General features: G+C 67.3%; 18 protein-coding genes. 10 read left to right on the top strand and 8 right to left on the bottom strand.

Annotated features, from left to right (window positions below):
- The first annotated feature begins 76 nt into the window (after positions 1-76).
- Genes sufB through ABD678_RS10510 form a run of 5 tightly spaced genes read left to right on the top strand, consistent with a single transcriptional unit; the run spans position 77 to position 4,138 of the window.
- The gene (gene sufB / locus ABD678_RS10530) at positions 77-1,495 is read left to right on the top strand and encodes a Fe-S cluster assembly protein SufB (protein WP_344756403.1); all 1,419 of its coding nucleotides are present in this window, start codon (positions 77-79) and stop codon (positions 1,493-1,495) included.
- Positions 1,496-1,497: 2 nt separating this feature from the next.
- Positions 1,498-2,697, top strand: coding sequence for a Fe-S cluster assembly protein SufD (gene sufD, locus ABD678_RS10525; RefSeq protein ID WP_344756401.1), 1,200 nt, complete (start codon positions 1,498-1,500; stop codon positions 2,695-2,697).
- Positions 2,694-3,035 carry a non-heme iron oxygenase ferredoxin subunit gene (locus ABD678_RS10520; RefSeq protein ID WP_344756399.1) on the top strand — a complete coding sequence of 114 codons (342 nt, stop codon included), beginning with the start codon at positions 2,694-2,696 and terminating at the stop codon, positions 3,033-3,035. Before sufD ends, ABD678_RS10520 begins: the two co-directional genes overlap by 4 nt.
- Before the next feature lie 4 nt (positions 3,036-3,039).
- Positions 3,040-3,804, top strand: coding sequence for a Fe-S cluster assembly ATPase SufC (gene sufC, locus ABD678_RS10515; RefSeq protein ID WP_344756397.1), 765 nt, complete (start codon positions 3,040-3,042; stop codon positions 3,802-3,804).
- Positions 3,805-3,808: 4 nt separating this feature from the next.
- A complete protein-coding gene (locus ABD678_RS10510) occupies positions 3,809-4,138 on the top strand; it encodes a metal-sulfur cluster assembly factor (protein WP_344756395.1) in 330 nt (109 codons plus the stop codon).
- A 28-nt stretch (positions 4,139-4,166) separates the two neighbouring features.
- Here ABD678_RS10510 and ABD678_RS10505 read toward each other — a convergent pair whose 3' ends face one another.
- Positions 4,167-4,784 (bottom strand): biotin transporter BioY, encoded by a 618-nt coding sequence (locus ABD678_RS10505; protein WP_344756393.1) that lies wholly within the window; start codon positions 4,782-4,784, stop codon positions 4,167-4,169.
- 69 nt (positions 4,785-4,853) lie between these two features.
- On the opposite strand from ABD678_RS10505, the gene ABD678_RS10500 reads away from it, so the two are divergent.
- Complete coding sequence (locus ABD678_RS10500; RefSeq protein ID WP_344756391.1) at positions 4,854-6,452, top strand: ABC-F family ATP-binding cassette domain-containing protein; 1,599 nt, start codon at positions 4,854-4,856, stop codon at positions 6,450-6,452.
- A gap of 20 nt (positions 6,453-6,472) precedes the next feature.
- On the opposite strand, the gene ABD678_RS10495 is transcribed toward ABD678_RS10500, so the two are convergent.
- The 3 genes from ABD678_RS10495 to ABD678_RS10485 are packed head-to-tail and all read right to left on the bottom strand — an operon-like array spanning position 6,473 to position 7,814.
- Positions 6,473-7,318 carry an SURF1 family cytochrome oxidase biogenesis protein gene (locus tag ABD678_RS10495; RefSeq protein WP_344756389.1) on the bottom strand — a complete coding sequence of 282 codons (846 nt, stop codon included), beginning with the start codon at positions 7,316-7,318 and terminating at the stop codon, positions 6,473-6,475.
- On the bottom strand, positions 7,315-7,539 hold the full coding sequence (locus ABD678_RS10490) for a hypothetical protein (RefSeq protein WP_344756387.1): 225 nt from the start codon (positions 7,537-7,539) through the stop codon (positions 7,315-7,317). The genes ABD678_RS10495 and ABD678_RS10490 overlap by 4 nt, the downstream gene beginning before the upstream one ends.
- Positions 7,536-7,814, bottom strand: a complete 279-nt coding sequence (locus ABD678_RS10485; protein ID WP_344756385.1) for a DUF3099 domain-containing protein — start codon at positions 7,812-7,814, stop codon at positions 7,536-7,538. Before ABD678_RS10485 ends, ABD678_RS10490 begins: the two co-directional genes overlap by 4 nt.
- A gap of 71 nt (positions 7,815-7,885) precedes the next feature.
- Between ABD678_RS10485 and ABD678_RS10480 the strand changes: the two genes are divergently transcribed.
- The gene (locus tag ABD678_RS10480) at positions 7,886-8,596 is read left to right on the top strand and encodes a beta-ketoacyl-ACP reductase (RefSeq protein WP_344756383.1); all 711 of its coding nucleotides are present in this window, start codon (positions 7,886-7,888) and stop codon (positions 8,594-8,596) included.
- 10 nt (positions 8,597-8,606) lie between these two features.
- On the opposite strand, the gene serB is transcribed toward ABD678_RS10480, so the two are convergent.
- A complete protein-coding gene (serB, locus tag ABD678_RS10475) occupies positions 8,607-9,245 on the bottom strand; it encodes a phosphoserine phosphatase SerB (protein WP_344756381.1) in 639 nt (212 codons plus the stop codon).
- A gap of 33 nt (positions 9,246-9,278) precedes the next feature.
- Positions 9,279-10,517, bottom strand: a complete 1,239-nt coding sequence (locus tag ABD678_RS10470) for a glucose-1-phosphate adenylyltransferase (protein WP_344756379.1) — start codon at positions 10,515-10,517, stop codon at positions 9,279-9,281.
- A 62-nt stretch (positions 10,518-10,579) separates the two neighbouring features.
- On the opposite strand from ABD678_RS10470, the gene glgA reads away from it, so the two are divergent.
- The 3 genes from glgA to ABD678_RS10455 all read left to right on the top strand — a co-directional run bounded on the left by glgA (position 10,580) and on the right by ABD678_RS10455 (position 12,918).
- Positions 10,580-11,761: a glycogen synthase gene (gene glgA, locus ABD678_RS10465; RefSeq protein WP_344756378.1), complete on the top strand. Its 1,182-nt coding sequence runs from the start codon at positions 10,580-10,582 to the stop codon at positions 11,759-11,761.
- 50 nt (positions 11,762-11,811) lie between these two features.
- Complete coding sequence (locus ABD678_RS10460; protein WP_344756376.1) at positions 11,812-12,600, top strand: ABC transporter ATP-binding protein; 789 nt, start codon at positions 11,812-11,814, stop codon at positions 12,598-12,600.
- A gap of 66 nt (positions 12,601-12,666) precedes the next feature.
- Entirely contained in the window at positions 12,667-12,918 is a 252-nt protein-coding gene (locus ABD678_RS10455; RefSeq protein WP_344756374.1) for a type B 50S ribosomal protein L31, read from the top strand.
- An 8-nt stretch (positions 12,919-12,926) separates the two neighbouring features.
- On the opposite strand, the gene ABD678_RS10450 is transcribed toward ABD678_RS10455, so the two are convergent.
- The gene (locus ABD678_RS10450) at positions 12,927-13,679 is read right to left on the bottom strand and encodes an exonuclease domain-containing protein (protein WP_344756372.1); all 753 of its coding nucleotides are present in this window, start codon (positions 13,677-13,679) and stop codon (positions 12,927-12,929) included.
- 51 nt (positions 13,680-13,730) lie between these two features.
- On the bottom strand, positions 13,731-15,431 hold the full coding sequence (gene treS / locus ABD678_RS10445) for a maltose alpha-D-glucosyltransferase (RefSeq protein ID WP_344756370.1): 1,701 nt from the start codon (positions 15,429-15,431) through the stop codon (positions 13,731-13,733).
- Between the last annotated feature and the right edge of the window lie 68 nt (positions 15,432-15,499).

Raw genomic sequence — 15,499 nt, 5'->3', positions numbered from 1 at the left:
CATCCGGTATCCGCAGGGAATGGCCTGGTGTCACCACGGGTTGAAGCGGACAGAAGGTATCGCAGAGAGGTGGAACATGTCAGACGTTCTGATCAATCGTCCTGAACTGGAGAGCCTCGGCGTCTACGAATTCGGCTGGGCCGACTCCGATGCCGCCGGTGCGAGTGCCCGCCGCGGGATCGACGAAGCGGTCGTCACCGACATCTCCCGCCTCAAGGGCGAACCCGAGTGGATGCTCAAGAACCGCCTCAAGGGCCTGAGCATGTTCCTGCGCAAGCCCATGCCGGCCTGGGGCGCCGACCTCTCCGGCATCGACTTCGACAACATCAAGTACTTCGTGCGCTCCACCGAGCGGCAGGCGCAGACCTGGGAGGACCTCCCGGACGACATCAAGAACACCTACGAGCGCATCGGCATCCCCGAGGCCGAGCGCTCCCGGCTCGTCGCCGGGGTCACCGCCCAGTACGAGTCCGAGGTCGTCTACCACCAGATCCGGGAGGACCTCGAGGCCCAGGGCGTCATCTTCACCGACACCGACACCGCCCTGCGCGAGCACCCCGAGTTCTTCGAGGAGTACTTCGGCACGATCATCCCGGCCGGGGACAACAAGTTCGCCGCGCTCAACACCGCGGCATGGTCCGGGGGCTCCTTCGTCTACGTGCCGCCCGGCGTTCACGTCGAGATCCCGCTGCAGGCCTACTTCCGCATCAACACCGAGAACATGGGCCAGTTCGAGCGAACCCTCATCATCGCCGACGAGGGCAGTTACGTGCACTACATCGAGGGCTGTACCGCCCCGATCTACACGACCGATTCGCTGCACTCCGCCGTCGTGGAGATCGTCGTCAAGAAGAACGCCCGCGTGCGCTACACGACCATCCAGAACTGGTCGAACAACGTCTACAACCTCGTGACCAAGCGCGCGATCGCCCACGAGGGCGCGACCATGGAGTGGGTCGACGGCAACATCGGCTCCAAGGTCACCATGAAGTACCCGTCGATCTACCTCGTCGGCGAGCACTCCAAGGGAGAGACGCTCTCCGTGGCCTTCGCAGGTCCGGGCCAGCACCAGGATGCGGGCGCCAAGATGATCCACCTCGCGCCGCATACCCAGTCCTCGATCGTCTCGAAGTCGATCGCACGGGGTGGCGGGCGCTCCGGATACCGCGGCGAGGTCCGTATCGCCGAGGGAGCGCACCACTCCGCGAACACCGTGCGCTGCGACGCGCTCCTGGTCGACACGATCTCGCGCTCCGACACCTACCCCACGACCGACATCCGCGAGGACGACGTGCAGATGGGGCACGAGGCGACGGTCTCGCGGGTGAGCGCGGAGCAGCTCTTCTACCTGCAGTCACGGGGCATGGAGGAGGCCGAGGCGATGGCTATGATCGTTCGCGGCTTCATCGAACCGATCGCGCGAGAACTTCCCATGGAGTACGCCATGGAGCTGAACAAGCTCATCGAGATGGGCATGGAAGGATCCGTCGGATAGCGATGCCAGCACTCTCACCATCGACGGTCACACCGACGGCAGCGGCGATCGAGCACTCCAGACTCCTCTCGAAGCAACACAGCGACGGCGGGTGGGGACTCGTGCCCATCCAGAGCCGTGCCGGGCGCTTCTCCTCGTTCGACGTCGCCGACTTCGAGCCGGTGAGCGGCTTCGAGACGGAATGGAAGTACACGCCCATCAAGCGCCTTGCGGCGCTTCTCGACGGAGTCCTCGGCGGGGGGCGGTACGACTACTCGGTCGACAAGGACGATGACATCTCGGTCGACTGGGTCGGTCGCTCGGATGCGCGGATCGGCTCCGTCGGCACGCCGGAGGAGCGCGGCTCGGCGAACGCCTGGACGGCCTTCGAGGACGCACTCGTCGTCACGGTCTCCGGCGAGGAGCCGGTCGAGGCGACGATCATCCGCTCGGCGGTGGGGGTGGAGCCTCGGGCGGCGCATCTCGTCATCGACGCGCGCCCCAACAGCCGCGGCGTCGTCATCCTGCAGAGCACGGGTACCGCCCAGCTGAGCGAGAACCTCGAGATCTCGGTCGGCGACGGTGCCCGCCTCACGGTCGTGAGCGTGCAGGAGTGGGCCGACGACGGCATCCACCTCGCGACGCACTTCGCGAAGCTCGGCAAGGACGCCCACCTGCGGCACGTCGTCGTTTCGCTGAGCGGCTCGATCGTCAGGGTCAACACGAACGCGCACCTCGCCGGCGAGGGCAGCGACGTCGAACTCTACGGTGTGTACTTCGCCGACGCCGGACAGCATCTCGAACACCAGGTGTTCGTCAATCACGATGCGCCGCACACCAAATCCAGGGTCAGCTACCGCGGTGCGCTGCAGGGTGAGGATGCCCGCACGGTGTGGATCGGCGACGTGCTCATCCGGCCCACGGCGAACGGTACGGACAGTTACGAGGAGAACCGCAACCTGCTGCTCACCGACGGCACCCGCGCAGATTCCGTGCCGAACCTCGAGATCGAGACGGGCGACATCGCCGGCGCCGGTCACGCCAGCGCGAGCGGCCGATTCGACGACGAGCAGCTCTTCTACCTCGAGGCGCGTGGCATCCCGGAGGACGAGGCCAGGCGTCTCGTCGTGCGCGGATTCCTCTCCGGTATCGTGCAGAAGATCGGCGTCCCAGCCGTCCAGGAACAACTCGACGCCGCGATCGAAGCGGAGCTCCGGGCATGACGGCCGTACGCATCTGCCCCGCCGCCGAGATCGAGCTCACCTCCGCCGTCCGCGTCGTGATCGACGACCAGCCGATCGCGCTCGTCAAGGACTCTGCGGGCGAGATCTTCGCGATCGGCGACACCTGCACCCACGGGGACATCTCGCTCTCCGAGGGCTTCGTCGAGGACGACACACTCGAGTGCTGGGCGCACGGCTCCAAGTTCTCGCTCAGGACCGGCCAGGCGCTCACCCTCCCCGCCTACGAACCCGTTCCGGTGTTCGAGGTCACGATCGTCGACGGCGACGTGTACCTCGACCCGACCCCCCGATTCGACTACGAGAGAAAAGAAGCCTGAGGCCATGCCAGTACTCGAGATCAAAGACCTCCACGTGAGCGTGGAGACCGAGCAGGGCACCAAGCCCATCCTCAACGGCGTCGACCTTGTGGTGCGCGACGGTGAGACCCACGCGATCATGGGGCCGAACGGGTCGGGCAAGTCGACCCTCGCCTACACGATCGCCGGACATCCGAAGTACCACGTCGAGAGCGGCTCGGTGACCCTCGACGGCGAGGACCTCCTCGCCATGACCGTCGATGCCCGCGCACGCGCCGGGCTCTTCCTCGCCATGCAGTACCCGGTGGAGATCCCGGGCGTGACCGTCACCAACTTCCTCCGCACGGCCAAGACCGCGATCGACGGGGAGGCTCCGGCCATCCGGGGCTGGGTCAAGGACGTGAAGACCTCGATGTCGAACCTTCGCATGGACTCGTCGTTCGCGGACCGCAATGTCAACGAGGGCTTCTCCGGCGGGGAGAAGAAGCGCCACGAGATCCTGCAGTTGGAACTCCTCAAGCCGAAGTTCGCGATCCTCGACGAGACCGACTCCGGCCTCGACGTCGATGCGCTCAAGATCGTGGCGGAGGGGGTCAACCGGGCGAAGGACGGGACCGATCTCGGCCTCCTGCTCATCACCCACTACACGCGCATCCTGCGGTACATCCGCCCCGACTTCGTGCACGTCTTCATCGACGGCCGGGTCGCGGAGGAGGGCGGGCCCGAGCTCGCCGACCGGCTCGAAGACGAAGGCTACGATCGATTTCTCACGAGTGCGAGCGTAGGTTAGAGGCATGGCAGTCGCACTGGAACCGAAGCTCTTCGACCAGGTCGAGGAGTCGCTGAAGGATGTCGTCGACCCGGAGCTCGGCGTCAACATCGTCGACCTCGGGCTCATCTACGACCTGAGCTGGGATGACGAGAACCAGGCGCTCATCGTGAGCATGACGCTCACCTCGGCCGGATGTCCGCTCACCGACGTCATCGAGGAGGACATGGCCCAGGCGCTCGACGGTGTCGTCGAGCAGTTCCGCATCAACTGGGTGTGGATGCCGCCGTGGGGCCCCGAGAAGATCACCGATGACGGCCGCGACATGATGCGGGCGATCGGCTTCGCGATCTAGCCGCAGCGCTTCTTAGCTGCAGCGATTCCTAACTGCTGAGCTCCCGGTCGGCGCGACGACGATCCTCGCGCTCGATGTACCGCCAGCCGAACGTCACGACGCCCGCGGCGATGATCGCCTTGACGATGCCGCCGATGATGAAGGGGTAGAGCCCTCCGGCGAGCGTCTGCTCGAGGTTCAGGCCGAGAGCCATCGCAAGCCAGGGGAGCCCGATCGCGAAGGTCACGACGGTCCCGCCGGCGAAGGCGAGGAGCGAGCGCAGGATCCTGCGATCCCAGGAGCGCTGCGCGATCCATCCGGTGAAAGCGGCAGCGAACACGAAGCCGACGATGTAGCCGCCGGTCGGCCCGAGGATGACACCCATGCCGGATGTCGCATCGCTGAACACGGGAAGCCCCACCATGCCGAGAACGGCATAGAGGAGCATCGAGAGCGCCCCTCGGAGGGCGCCGAGCGAGCTTCCGACGAGCAGCACGGCGAGCGTCTGCCCGGTGATCGGGACCGGCCACAATGGCACCTGAACCTGAGCAGCGATCGCCGTGAGCGCCGCGCCTGCGGCGACGAGCACGATGTCCATGACGAGGCCGCGGGCGAAAAGCCGGTCTGCCAGTGTGGGTCTGCCGATGGCCAGGCTCAGAGAGGTCATGCACTTAGACTAGACGTTCCCCCACCGCATCGTGTTGTCGACCGGCAACGAATGGAATGGACTACGCCTGTGCTCAGCGTGCACGACCTCGAGGTCCGTGTAGCGGCGCGCACCCTCATGGAGGGCGTATCGTTCCGCATCGACCGGGGGGACAAGGTCGGACTCGTCGGTCGCAACGGCGCCGGTAAGACGACCCTCACGAAGATCCTCGCGGGGGAGGGCCAGCCGGCGAGCGGCACGATCGACCGCTCGGGCGAGGTCGGATATCTGCCGCAGGATCCGCGCTCGGGCAACCCGGAGGATCTCGCCAGGACGCGCATCCTCGATGCCCGGGGGCTCGGGACGATCGTGCTCGGCATGCAGAAGGCGACCGTGGAGATGGGCAGCACGGATGCCGCCACGAGCGCTGCGGCGATGACGAGGTACGGCAAGCTCGAGGATCGATTCCTCGCGCTGGGCGGCTACGCCGCGGAGGCCGAGGCCGCGAGCATCGCGAGCAACCTCAATCTTCCCGATCGCATCCTCGACCAGCAGTTGAAGACGCTCTCCGGCGGCCAGCGACGTCGAATCGAGCTCGCGCGCATCCTGTTCTCCGGGGCCGAGACGATGCTGCTCGACGAGCCCACCAACCACCTCGACGCCGACTCCGTCGTCTGGCTGCGGGAGTACCTGAAGTCCTACCAGGGCGGCCTCATCGTGATCAGTCACGATGTCGCGCTCGTCGAGCAGACCGTCAATCGGGTGTTCTACCTCGACGCGAACCGGCAGGTCATCGACATTTACAACATGGGCTGGAAGAACTATCTGCGCCAGCGGGAGGCCGACGAGGAGCGCCGCAGGAAGGAGCGGACCAACATCGAGAAGAAGGCCCAGGTGCTCCAGCTGCAGGCGGCGAAATTCGGCGCGAAGGCGACCAAGGCGGCCGCAGCGCACCAGATGGTGCGGCGCGCCGAGCGGATGCTGTCCGGGCTCGAGGAGGTTCGTACCGCCGACCGGGTGGCGAAGCTGCGATTCCCGGATCCGCTGCCGAGCGGGAGGACCCCCCTCATGGCGAGCAACCTGAGCAAGAGCTACGGCTCGCTCGAGATCTTCACCGCCGTCGATCTCGCGATCGATCGCGGATCCAAGGTCGTCGTGCTCGGGCTCAACGGCGCGGGCAAGACGACCCTCCTGCGCATCCTCGCCGGCGTCGATGCGCCCGATACCGGGGCGCTCGAGCCCGGCCACGGCCTCAAGATCGGCTATTACGCACAGGAGCACGAGACGATCGACGTCAAGCGCACCGTGCTGCAGAACATGGTCTCCTCCTCCCCGAACCTCACCGAGACCGAGGCGCGGCGGGTGCTCGGCTCGTTCCTGTTCACCGGGGACGACTCGCACAAGCTCGCCGGTGTGCTCTCCGGCGGCGAGAAGACCCGGCTGGCCCTCGCGATGATCGTCGTCTCCGGAGCGAACGTGCTTCTGCTCGACGAGCCCACCAACAACCTCGACCCGGCGAGTCGCGAGGAGATCCTCGACGCCCTCGCCAACTACACCGGCGCCGTCGTACTGGTGAGCCACGACGAGGGTGCAGTGCAGGCCCTGAACCCGGAGCGCGTTCTCATCCTCCCGGACGGGGTCGAGGACTTCTGGAGCCCGGACTACGCGGAGCTCGTGAGCCTGGCGTAGTCGCCGCGGCGCGGCGTGCGCTAAGACTCGACCCGGTCCAGGATGGCGTCCTCGACGTCGGCGTCGGTCGGAGTCCGCTGAGCCCTCCTGCGTTCGCGCTCGGCCGCCCGGTCCCGCTCCTCGGGGTCGTCGGCGTTCACGAGCCGATATTCCTGACGGATGGCCCAGCCGAACCCGATGAAGCCGAGCAGGGCGAAGACGTACCACTGGAACGCGTAGGAGAGGTGCGGCCCTTCGTCGCGCGGAGGCTTGGGCAGTGCGACCGGGCGCTCCGGCGGCGCAGGGGACTCGGAGACCATGAGCCCGTATGCGCCGGTGTAGGTCGGCAGGCCGAGGCGCGTGGCGATGTCGTCGAGCTGGATGGTGGCGATCTGGCCGTCCGGCGCCGTGCGGCCCGCCAGCTCCGGCTCTCCGGGCTTCAGCCGGGCGACGACCGTCACGGGCCCGGCGGGGGCGGCGGGAACGACGTCCGGGGCATCCTGGGTGCTCCCGACCGCCACCCAGCCGCGATCCACGACGAAGACCGAGCCGTCTTCGAGCCGAAGTGGAACGAGGACCTCGAAACCGGGGTTGCCGCCCAGCGGCCGGGTGCGCACGAGCAGCTGGTCATCGGCCAGGTACTCGCCCCGGAGCTCGACCTGGGTCCATTCCTGGGAGTCCTCGAAGGAGTCGAGGGCGGGCAGCAGTGTCGCCAGGGGGGCAGGAGAGCTGTCGTAGTTCTCGTCGATCTTGACGATGGCGGCGTGGGCTTCTGCGCGGCGGGCGAGCTGCCAGGTGCCGAGCAGGCTGCAGGCTATCGCGAAGGCCACCACGAGGGCGAGGTAGCCGGCCCAGCGAGCGCTCAGCAGGAACCGCCATCCCGTCATGGCGATGCCTCGACACGATCGACGGCGACTCCGAGCGGCGTGACCATCACCGGGAACCCCCGGGATGAGAGGTAGTCGTGCAGGTAGCCCCGGTGTTCATCGCAGGCGAGCCAGACCTTGACGCGCTCCTCGCCGTGGATGCGCGGGTTCCGCCAGTTCACGTTCCAGGCGGCGTCGGCGCGGCATCCGGCGCGGGAGCACTCCTGAGCCGTCGCAGTCACGGTGCCTCGTCGTGCTTGTCGTAGGGCACGACGCTGCCGGGTCGCTCGACTCGCGAAGTCCTCGTATCCACGACGTTGGCCAGGACGACCGCGATGTAGGGCAGGATGACGGCGCCCGCCGCGCACAGCACGAGCCACCAGCCGCGCACGAAGATGCATAGGATGACGCACACCAGGCGGATGCCCATCGTCACGCTGTACCTGATCATTCTCGAGCGCCGGTCGTCGTCGGGGGACCGGGGGAGTGACGTGATGGAGTTCGGTTGCTTTGCCATGGGCTCGCTCCCAGCCTAAGAGGTTCGGGCCGGTCCCGCCGCCGCATTCTGCCGCCTCTAGGATGGGGCGCATGCAAACAACCAGAACAGTGCTGGTCACCGGCGGCAACCGCGGCATCGGGTTCGCGATCGCGGCGGAATTCCTCGCCCAGGGGCATCGCGTCGCCGTGACGGCGCGGTCCGGTGACGGCCCCACCGGTTCGATGACGGTGCGGGCCGATGTCACCGATGCCGACTCGATCGACGCGGCCTTCACCTCTGTCGAGGCCGAACTCGGACCCGTCGAGGTGCTCGTCGCGAATGCCGGGATCACCAGGGACACCCTTCTGCTGCGCATGTCGGAGGACGACTTCACCTCCGTCATCGACACCAACCTCTCCGGAGCGTTCCGCGTCGTGAAGCGGGCGTCCAAGGGGATGCTCAAGGCACGATTCGGCCGCATCGTGCTCGTCTCGAGCGTCGTCGGGCTGCTCGGATCAGCAGGGCAGGTCAACTACTCGGCGTCGAAGAGCGGCCTCGTCGGCCTCGCTCGTTCGCTCACGCGCGAACTGGGCTCCCGCAACATCACGGCGAACGTCGTCGCGCCGGGCTTCGTGGAGACCGAGATGACGGCGGTGCTCCCCGCGGAGCAGCAGGCCGAGTACCTCAAGTCGATTCCCGCCGGACGCTACGCCACACCGGAGGAGGTCGCCAGGGTCGTCGTCTGGCTCGCGAGCGACGATGCCTCCTACATCTCCGGCGCGGTCATCCCGGTCGACGGCGGCCTGGGCATGGGGCACTGACCGGCGCGGTTCAACCCCGCAGGCCGAGCAGCGGGAGCAGCTGCGACAGGTCGCGCGCATCCATGATGAGGTTCGCCTCGTCGCGCACCGGCGCCTTCGCGTCGAACCCGACCGAGAGCCCGGTGATCGCCATCATCGGTAGATCGTTGGCGCCGTCGCCGACGGCTATCGTCTGTCGGAGCGGGACCCCGAAGTCCTCGGCCCACTCGCGGAGCGTATCGGCCTTCGCCTGGGCGTCGACGATCGGCCCGACCAGTCCGCCGGTGAGCGCACCGTCGACGACCTCGAGCCGGTTCGCCCGCACGTAGTCGAGTCCGATCGCTGCGGCCACCGGGTCGACGACCTCGTGGAAGCCCCCGGAGACCACGGCGACCCGCCCGCCCGCTTCGTGCACGCCGTCGACCATCCGCTGCACGCCGTTCGTCAGGGTCACCCGTCGCCCGACATCCTCGAACACGGTCGCCGCGAGGCCGGCCAGGGTCGCGACGCGTGCTCGCAGGCTCTGTTCGAAGTCCACCTCGCCGTTCATCGCGGATGCGGTGATCCGGGCGACCTCGGGAAGCGTGCCGGCGGCCTCCGCGAGCAGCTCGATGACCTCGTTCTCGATGAGGGTCGAATCGACATCGAGGACGACGAGAAAGCGGGGCATGGCATCCTCTGATGGGCAGCGTGGGCGCGAAGGTCAGTCGACGTGAACGCCCTTGCCCACGACGGTGATACCGGTATCGGTCACGGTGAAACCCCTGGCCTGGTCAGCCGCCGGATCGACACCGACGGTCGCGCCGGGTTCGACGACGACCTCCTTGTCCAGAATAGCCCTGCGCACCGTGGCCCCAGGACCGATGTGCACGCGATCGAAGAGGATCGAGTCGACGACCCTGGCACCCGACTCGATCGTGGCCCACGGCCCGAGGACGCTGCGTTCGATGTGCGCGCCGGACAGGAGCGAACCGAGGGAGACGATCGAGTCGATCGTCGTGCCGAGGTTGCCGCTCGCATCGCGCACGAACTTCGCCGGCGGCGAGTTCAGCTGTTCGTTGTAGATCGGCCACTCGCGGTTGTAGAGGTTGAAGACCGGCAGCGCGGAGATGAGGTCCTGGTGGGCGTCGAAGAACGACTCGATCGTCCCCACGTCGCGCCAGTAGTACCGGTCCCGGTCGGTGGCTCCGGGGACGTCGTTGCGGATGAGGTCGTACACGGCCGCATCGCCCCGTGAGACGAAATCCGGAACGATGTCGCCACCCATGTCGTGGTTCGAGTCCGGCCGCTCGCCGTCGCGCAGGACCGCATCGACGAGCGTGTCGGCGTTGAACACGTAGTTGCCCATCGAGGCGAGGACCTCGTGCGGTGAGTCCGCGAGTCCGACCGGGTCCTGCGGCTTCTCGCGGAACGCGGTGATCCGCGTCGCGTCGCCCTCGTCCACCTCGATGACCCCGAACTGGTTCGCGAGGGCGATCGGCTGACGGATGGCGGCGACCGTCACTCCGGCGCCGGACTCGAGGTGCGCCTCGATCATCTGGCTGAAGTCCATCCGGTACACGTGGTCCGCACCGACGACGACGACGATGTCGGGTTTCTCGTCGCGCAACAGGTTGAGGCTCTGCAGGATGGCATCCGCCGATCCGGCGAACCACCGCTTGCCCAGGCGCTGCTGGGCGGGCACCGAGGCGATGTAGGAGTTGGTGAGGCTGGAGAGCCGCCAGGTCTGGGAGACGTGGCGGTCGAGGCTGTGCGACTTGTACTGGGTGAGTACGACGATCTGCAGCAGTCCGGAGTTGATGAGGTTCGAGAGGGCGAAGTCGACGAGGCGATAGTTGCCGGCGAAGGGGACGGCCGGTTTGGCGCGATCGGCGGTCAGCGGCATGAGCCGCTTGCCCTCCCCGCCGGCGAGAACGATCCCGAACACTTTCTTTGGCGCCATGCTCCCACAGTAGATGAGCCTCGCAGTGGATGGGCAGGGCGGACTGTACTAGCGTCGCAGGAGTGAGAGTGGATCTGCTGACCCGCGAGTACCCGCCGGAGGTCTACGGGGGTGCCGGCGTGCACGTCGGCGAGCTCGTGAGCGCCCTGCGGCGGGAGACGCGCGTCGTCGTGCGCTGCTTCGGGCTGCCCAGGGCCGAGGAGGATGTCTACCCCTATCTCGTTCCCGCCGAACTCGTGAACGCCAACCCCTCGCTCGCCGCCCTCGGCGTCGACCTTCAGATGGCGCAGGACGTCGCCGGTGCCGACATCGTGCACTCCCACACCTGGTACACGAATGGCGCAGGCCGTCTCGCCCAGCTGCTCCACGGCATACCGCACGTCGTCACCGCGCACAGCCTCGAGCCGCTGCGGCCGTGGAAGGCCGAACAGCTCGGCGGCGGCTACCGCATCTCGAGCGCCATCGAGGAGAACGCCTTCCGCAACGCGGACGCCATCATCGCGGTGAGCGACGGGATGCGAAGGGACATCCTCCGTTCCTACCCCGGCCTCGACGAGTCGCGGGTCTCCGTCGTGCACAACGGCATCGACCTCGACCGCTGGCGGCCCGCCCCGGACGAGGAGGTGGTGAGGAGCCTCGGGATCGACCCGACCAGGCCGTCGGTCGTCTTCGTGGGCAGGATCACCCGCCAGAAGGGCCTGCCGTACCTGCTCCGGGCCGCTCGCGAGCTGCCGGCGGATGTCCAGCTCATCCTGTGCGCGGGAGCCCCGGACACTCCGGAGATCCTCGCCGAGGTGGAGGAGCTCGTCTCCGGGCTGCAGCAGGAGCGATCCGGTGTCGTCTGGCTCGATCGGCTGCTGAGCCATGGCGAACTCATCGCGGTGCTCTCGTCGGCGACGGTGTTCGTCTGCCCCTCCATCTACGAGCCTCTCGGCATCGTCAACCTCGAGGCCATGGCGTGCGGCGTGCCGGTCGTCGGGACGGCGACCGGCGGCATCCCCGAGGTCGTCGCGGATGGGATCACCGGCAGGCTCGTACCGATCGCGCAGGCGGAGGACGGAACGGGAACCCCGAAGAAGCCGAAGGCGTTCGTCGCCGAACTCGCGGCCGCGCTCCTCGACGTCCTGCAGGACCCGGTCCGTGCCCGGATGATGGGGCAGGCGGGCCGGGCGCGCGTGGAGCAGGACTTCGGCTGGGATCGCATCGCCGAGAGCACGCGGAGGGTTTACGACTCGCTGTCCTGACCGGTGCCCGAGGATGGGGACCGCCGACCTGGTGGCTTAGGGTTGAGGCTATGGCCAGCGTTCTCCAGTTCGATGATGTCTCCGTCGTTCGGGGAGGCAACCGCATCCTGGACTCGGTCGACTGGACCGCCGACAGCGCCGAGCGCTGGGTCGTCCTCGGGCCGAACGGAGCGGGCAAGACGACACTGCTGCAGGTGGCGTCGGCCATGATCCATCCGTCCCTGGGGATGGCGACGGTACTCGATGAGACGCTCGGCGACGTCGACGTCTTCGACCTCCGTACGAGGATCGGGTTCGCCTCCACGGCGCTCGCCCGCCGGCTCCCGGCGAACGAGACGGTGCTCAACGTCGTCCTGACCGCCTCGTACTCGGTCACCGGTCGCTGGAACGAGGAGTATGACGCCGTCGATACCCGCCGTGCGCGCCGGGTGCTCGCCGAATGGAAGCTCGACCACCTCCAGGAGCGACGGTTCGGCCAGCTGAGCGACGGTGAGCAGAAGCGCGTGCAGATCGCCAGGGCCGTCATGACCGACCCGGAGCTCATGCTCCTCGACGAGCCGGCCGCGAGCCTCGACCTCGGCGCCCGAGAGGAGCTCCTCCAGCTCCTGAGCGGATACGCGGCGGCGAAGAACGCGCCGGGAATCGTCATGGTCACGCACCACGTCGAAGAGATTCCGCCGGGATTCGAGCATGCGCTGCTGCTGCGCGAGGGGCGCATCATGGCGGCAGGCCCCATCGCCGAGGTGCTCACCGCGGAGAATCTCGGGGAGACCTTCGGCCTCCCGCTCGAACTCGAGCACCATGACGGGCGGTACACCGCTCGATCTCTGGTAAAGTAGACAGTCGGCCGTCGTTCGATCCGCGCCGCAACTCTTCCCGCACGCCAGGTAGCCCAAGGAATTCCCATGAAGTCTGACATCCACCCCGACTACGCACCGGTGGTCTTCCGCGACCTCGCCTCCGGGGCGACCTTCCTGACGCGCTCCACGGTCACGAGCGACAAGACGATCGACTGGGAGGACGGCAACAGCTACCCGGTCATCGACGTCGAGATCTCTTCGGAGTCGCACCCGTTCTACACGGGCAAGCAGCGCATCCTCGACAGTGCCGGCCGCGTCGAGAAGTTCAACACGCGGTACAAGGGCTTCGGCAGCTAGGTTCGCACTCAGCGCTGCGGTCCGCTGCGCACAGGCCAGCCCGACGTCTCGACGAAGTCGGGGTTGTGCGTGCGACGCATGTACTCTGCGAAGCTCGCCGACTGCTGCGCGCTCCACTCCACCTGTCGGGCATGAAGCTCTTCGGCCGTGAGGTCGAGCTCTGAGGGATGGCGCGCGGCGATCGCCTGGGCCACCCGCCCCGCGGCGATCGCATCGGCACCCGCATCGTGCGCGTCGGTGAGGTCGACGCCGTAGACGAGAGCTGCGGCCTCCAAGGTGCGCTTGCCCTTGCGGTAGCGGTCGATCGCCTTGTCGATCACGAGCGGATCGATGATGGGCGACGGATCCTCGAGCGCTGGGACGCCATGACGGATGGCCTCGTGGCTCAGCAGCGAGAGGTCGTATGGCGCGTTGTAGACCGTGAGCGCGAGGCCACGGTCGAAGATCGCCCGAATGGCGGCGACGATCCCGGCGACGACCTCGGCGGCCGGCCGGCCCTCCGCTCGTGCGCGCTCGGTCGTGATCCCATGCACGGCACTCGCCTGGGGCGGGATATCGATGCCGGGGTCGGCGAGCCAATCGGTGCGTTCGATCACGCTGCCGGTGGCATCGATGACGCTCACGTTGGCCGAGACGATGCGACTCGTCCGGACGTCGATACCCGTCGTCTCCAGGTCGAAGACCCCGAGCGTGCCGTACCACTTCTGCTCGTCCCGGTTCTGCTCGTCCCGGTTCTGCTCAGTCCAGTTCTGTGCCGTCACGCCTACAGACTATGGCCAGCCGGTGACATGGGTGGGTATCGACGGCCGGTGTCAATGCCCGATGTGCAGCCAGTAGAAGCTCTGCGTTCCCAGGGTGAGCCCGAGTTCCCCACTGGGGGAGAAGTCGGGGAAATCGCTTCCGCCGAACAGATCGAGGGTGCGTGCGCCGGCGAGGCCTTCATCGCGGATCGTCACCGACACCGGGTTGTGGGCGAAGCTGAAGACGCACAGCACGTCCTCCGCGGAGTCCCCGAACTGGGTGTCGGCGCCGGCGTAGGAGCGCACGAAGGCGAGCACCGACTCGTGGTCGGTCTCCAGGACCCGGATCGACCCCAGCCCGAAGGTCGGATGCGCCTTGCGCACGTGGATGACGTTTCGCACCCAGTGCAGGAGCGAGCGCGACTGGGCGAGCTGGGCCTCGACGTTGAGCTGCGAATAGTTGTAGACGAGCGACTGCACGACCGGGAGGTAGAGCTTGCCCGGGTCAGCGGTGGAGAATCCGGCATTGCGGTCTGGCGTCCACTGCATGGGCGTTCGCGAGCTGTCACGGTCGGGCAGCCAGATGTTGTCGCCCATGCCGATCTCATCGCCGTAGTAGAGGAACGGGCTCCCCGGCAGGGAGAACAGCAGGGCGTGTGCGAGTTCGAGCTCCGCGCGCGAGTTGTCGAGCAGGGGGGCCAGGCGGCGCCGGATGCCCACGTTCACGCGCATCCGAGGGTCGTAGGCGTACCAGCCGTACATCGCCTGCCGGTACTCCTCGCTCACCATCTCGAGCGTGAGCTCGTCATGGTTGCGCAGGAAGATCCCCCAGCCCGCGCCATCCGGGATGTCGGTCGTCTCGGAGAGCACGTCGACGAGCTCTCCCGCGTGCTGGGAGCGCAAGGAGTAGAAGATCCTCGGCATGACCGGGAAATCGAACGCCATGTGGCACTCCGGCTCGTCCTCGGTTCCGAAGAACGCGGCGACCTCGCGAGGCCACTGGTTCGCCTCGGCGATCATGACGCGGCCGGGGAACTCGATGTCCACCATGGTCCGCAGTCGCCTCAGGAACTCGTGCGTCGGCGGCTCGCCTTCGCCGTTGCCCTCGTCGGACTCGTAGAGGTAGGGGACGGCGTCGAGCCGGAACCCGTCGACGCCCATCGACATCCAGAACCGGACGATCTCGAAGACCGCCTCGTGCACCGCCGGGTTGTCGAAATTGAGGTCGGGCTGGTGGGAGAAGAACCGGTGGAAGTAGAACTGGCGGCGTACCGAGTCGAAGGCCCAGTTGGAGTCCTCGGTGTCGGTGAAGATGATGCGGATGTTCGGGTAGCGCTCATCGCTGTCGCTCCACACGTAGAAGTCGCCGAACGGCCCCTCGGGATCGCTGCGGGACTGCTGGAACCAGTCGTGCGCATCCGAGGTGTGGTTGAGCGGAAGGTCGATGATGACGCGCATATTGCGCTCATGCGCTTTCGTCACGAGCTCCTGGAACTCGTCGAGTGTCCCGAACTCGGGGAGGATCGTGCGGTAGTCGGCGACGTCGTAGCCGCCGTCGCGCAGCGGAGAGGTGAAGAACGGGGGGATCCAGAGCGCGTCGACCCCCAGCCACTGCAGATAGTCGAGCTTCGAGATGAGGCCGCCGAGGTCCCCGGTGCCGTCGCCGTTGCTGTCGACGAACGAGCGCACCATGACCTGGTAGAACACGGACCTCCGGTACCACTGTGGGTCCAGGGTCAGCCCGGGCAACTGGATCGGTGCGGTGAAGCTCACAGTGCTCCTGTTCTGCCGTATCGAGTCGGGGCGCTCGCGTGAAGGGTCTGTACGAGTCTAAGACGGAC

Source organism: Leifsonella bigeumensis (assembly GCF_039537265.1).
GTDB lineage: Bacteria > Actinomycetota > Actinomycetes > Actinomycetales > Microbacteriaceae > Terrimesophilobacter > Terrimesophilobacter bigeumensis.
Note: the sequence above shows the minus strand (reverse complement) of the source record. Positions and strands in the feature narration are given on the sequence as shown.

Excerpts from the sequence above, each read along its gene's own strand:
- sufB (WP_344756403.1), top strand. The coding sequence starts at position 77 with ATGTCAGACGTTCTGATCAATCGTCCTGAACTGGAGAGCCTCGGCGTC.
- sufD (WP_344756401.1), top strand. The coding sequence starts at position 1,498 with ATGCCAGCACTCTCACCATCGACGGTCACACCGACGGCAGCGGCGATC.
- ABD678_RS10520 (WP_344756399.1), top strand. The coding sequence starts at position 2,694 with ATGACGGCCGTACGCATCTGCCCCGCCGCCGAGATCGAGCTCACCTCC.
- sufC (WP_344756397.1), top strand. The coding sequence starts at position 3,040 with ATGCCAGTACTCGAGATCAAAGACCTCCACGTGAGCGTGGAGACCGAG.
- ABD678_RS10510 (WP_344756395.1), top strand. The coding sequence starts at position 3,809 with ATGGCAGTCGCACTGGAACCGAAGCTCTTCGACCAGGTCGAGGAGTCG.
- ABD678_RS10505 (WP_344756393.1), bottom strand. The coding sequence starts at position 4,784 with ATGACCTCTCTGAGCCTGGCCATCGGCAGACCCACACTGGCAGACCGG.
- ABD678_RS10495 (WP_344756389.1), bottom strand. The coding sequence starts at position 7,318 with ATGACGGGATGGCGGTTCCTGCTGAGCGCTCGCTGGGCCGGCTACCTC.
- ABD678_RS10485 (WP_344756385.1), bottom strand. The coding sequence starts at position 7,814 with ATGGCAAAGCAACCGAACTCCATCACGTCACTCCCCCGGTCCCCCGAC.
- ABD678_RS10480 (WP_344756383.1), top strand. The coding sequence starts at position 7,886 with ATGCAAACAACCAGAACAGTGCTGGTCACCGGCGGCAACCGCGGCATC.
- serB (WP_344756381.1), bottom strand. The coding sequence starts at position 9,245 with ATGCCCCGCTTTCTCGTCGTCCTCGATGTCGATTCGACCCTCATCGAG.
- ABD678_RS10470 (WP_344756379.1), bottom strand. The coding sequence starts at position 10,517 with ATGGCGCCAAAGAAAGTGTTCGGGATCGTTCTCGCCGGCGGGGAGGGC.
- ABD678_RS10460 (WP_344756376.1), top strand. The coding sequence starts at position 11,812 with ATGGCCAGCGTTCTCCAGTTCGATGATGTCTCCGTCGTTCGGGGAGGC.
- ABD678_RS10455 (WP_344756374.1), top strand. The coding sequence starts at position 12,667 with ATGAAGTCTGACATCCACCCCGACTACGCACCGGTGGTCTTCCGCGAC.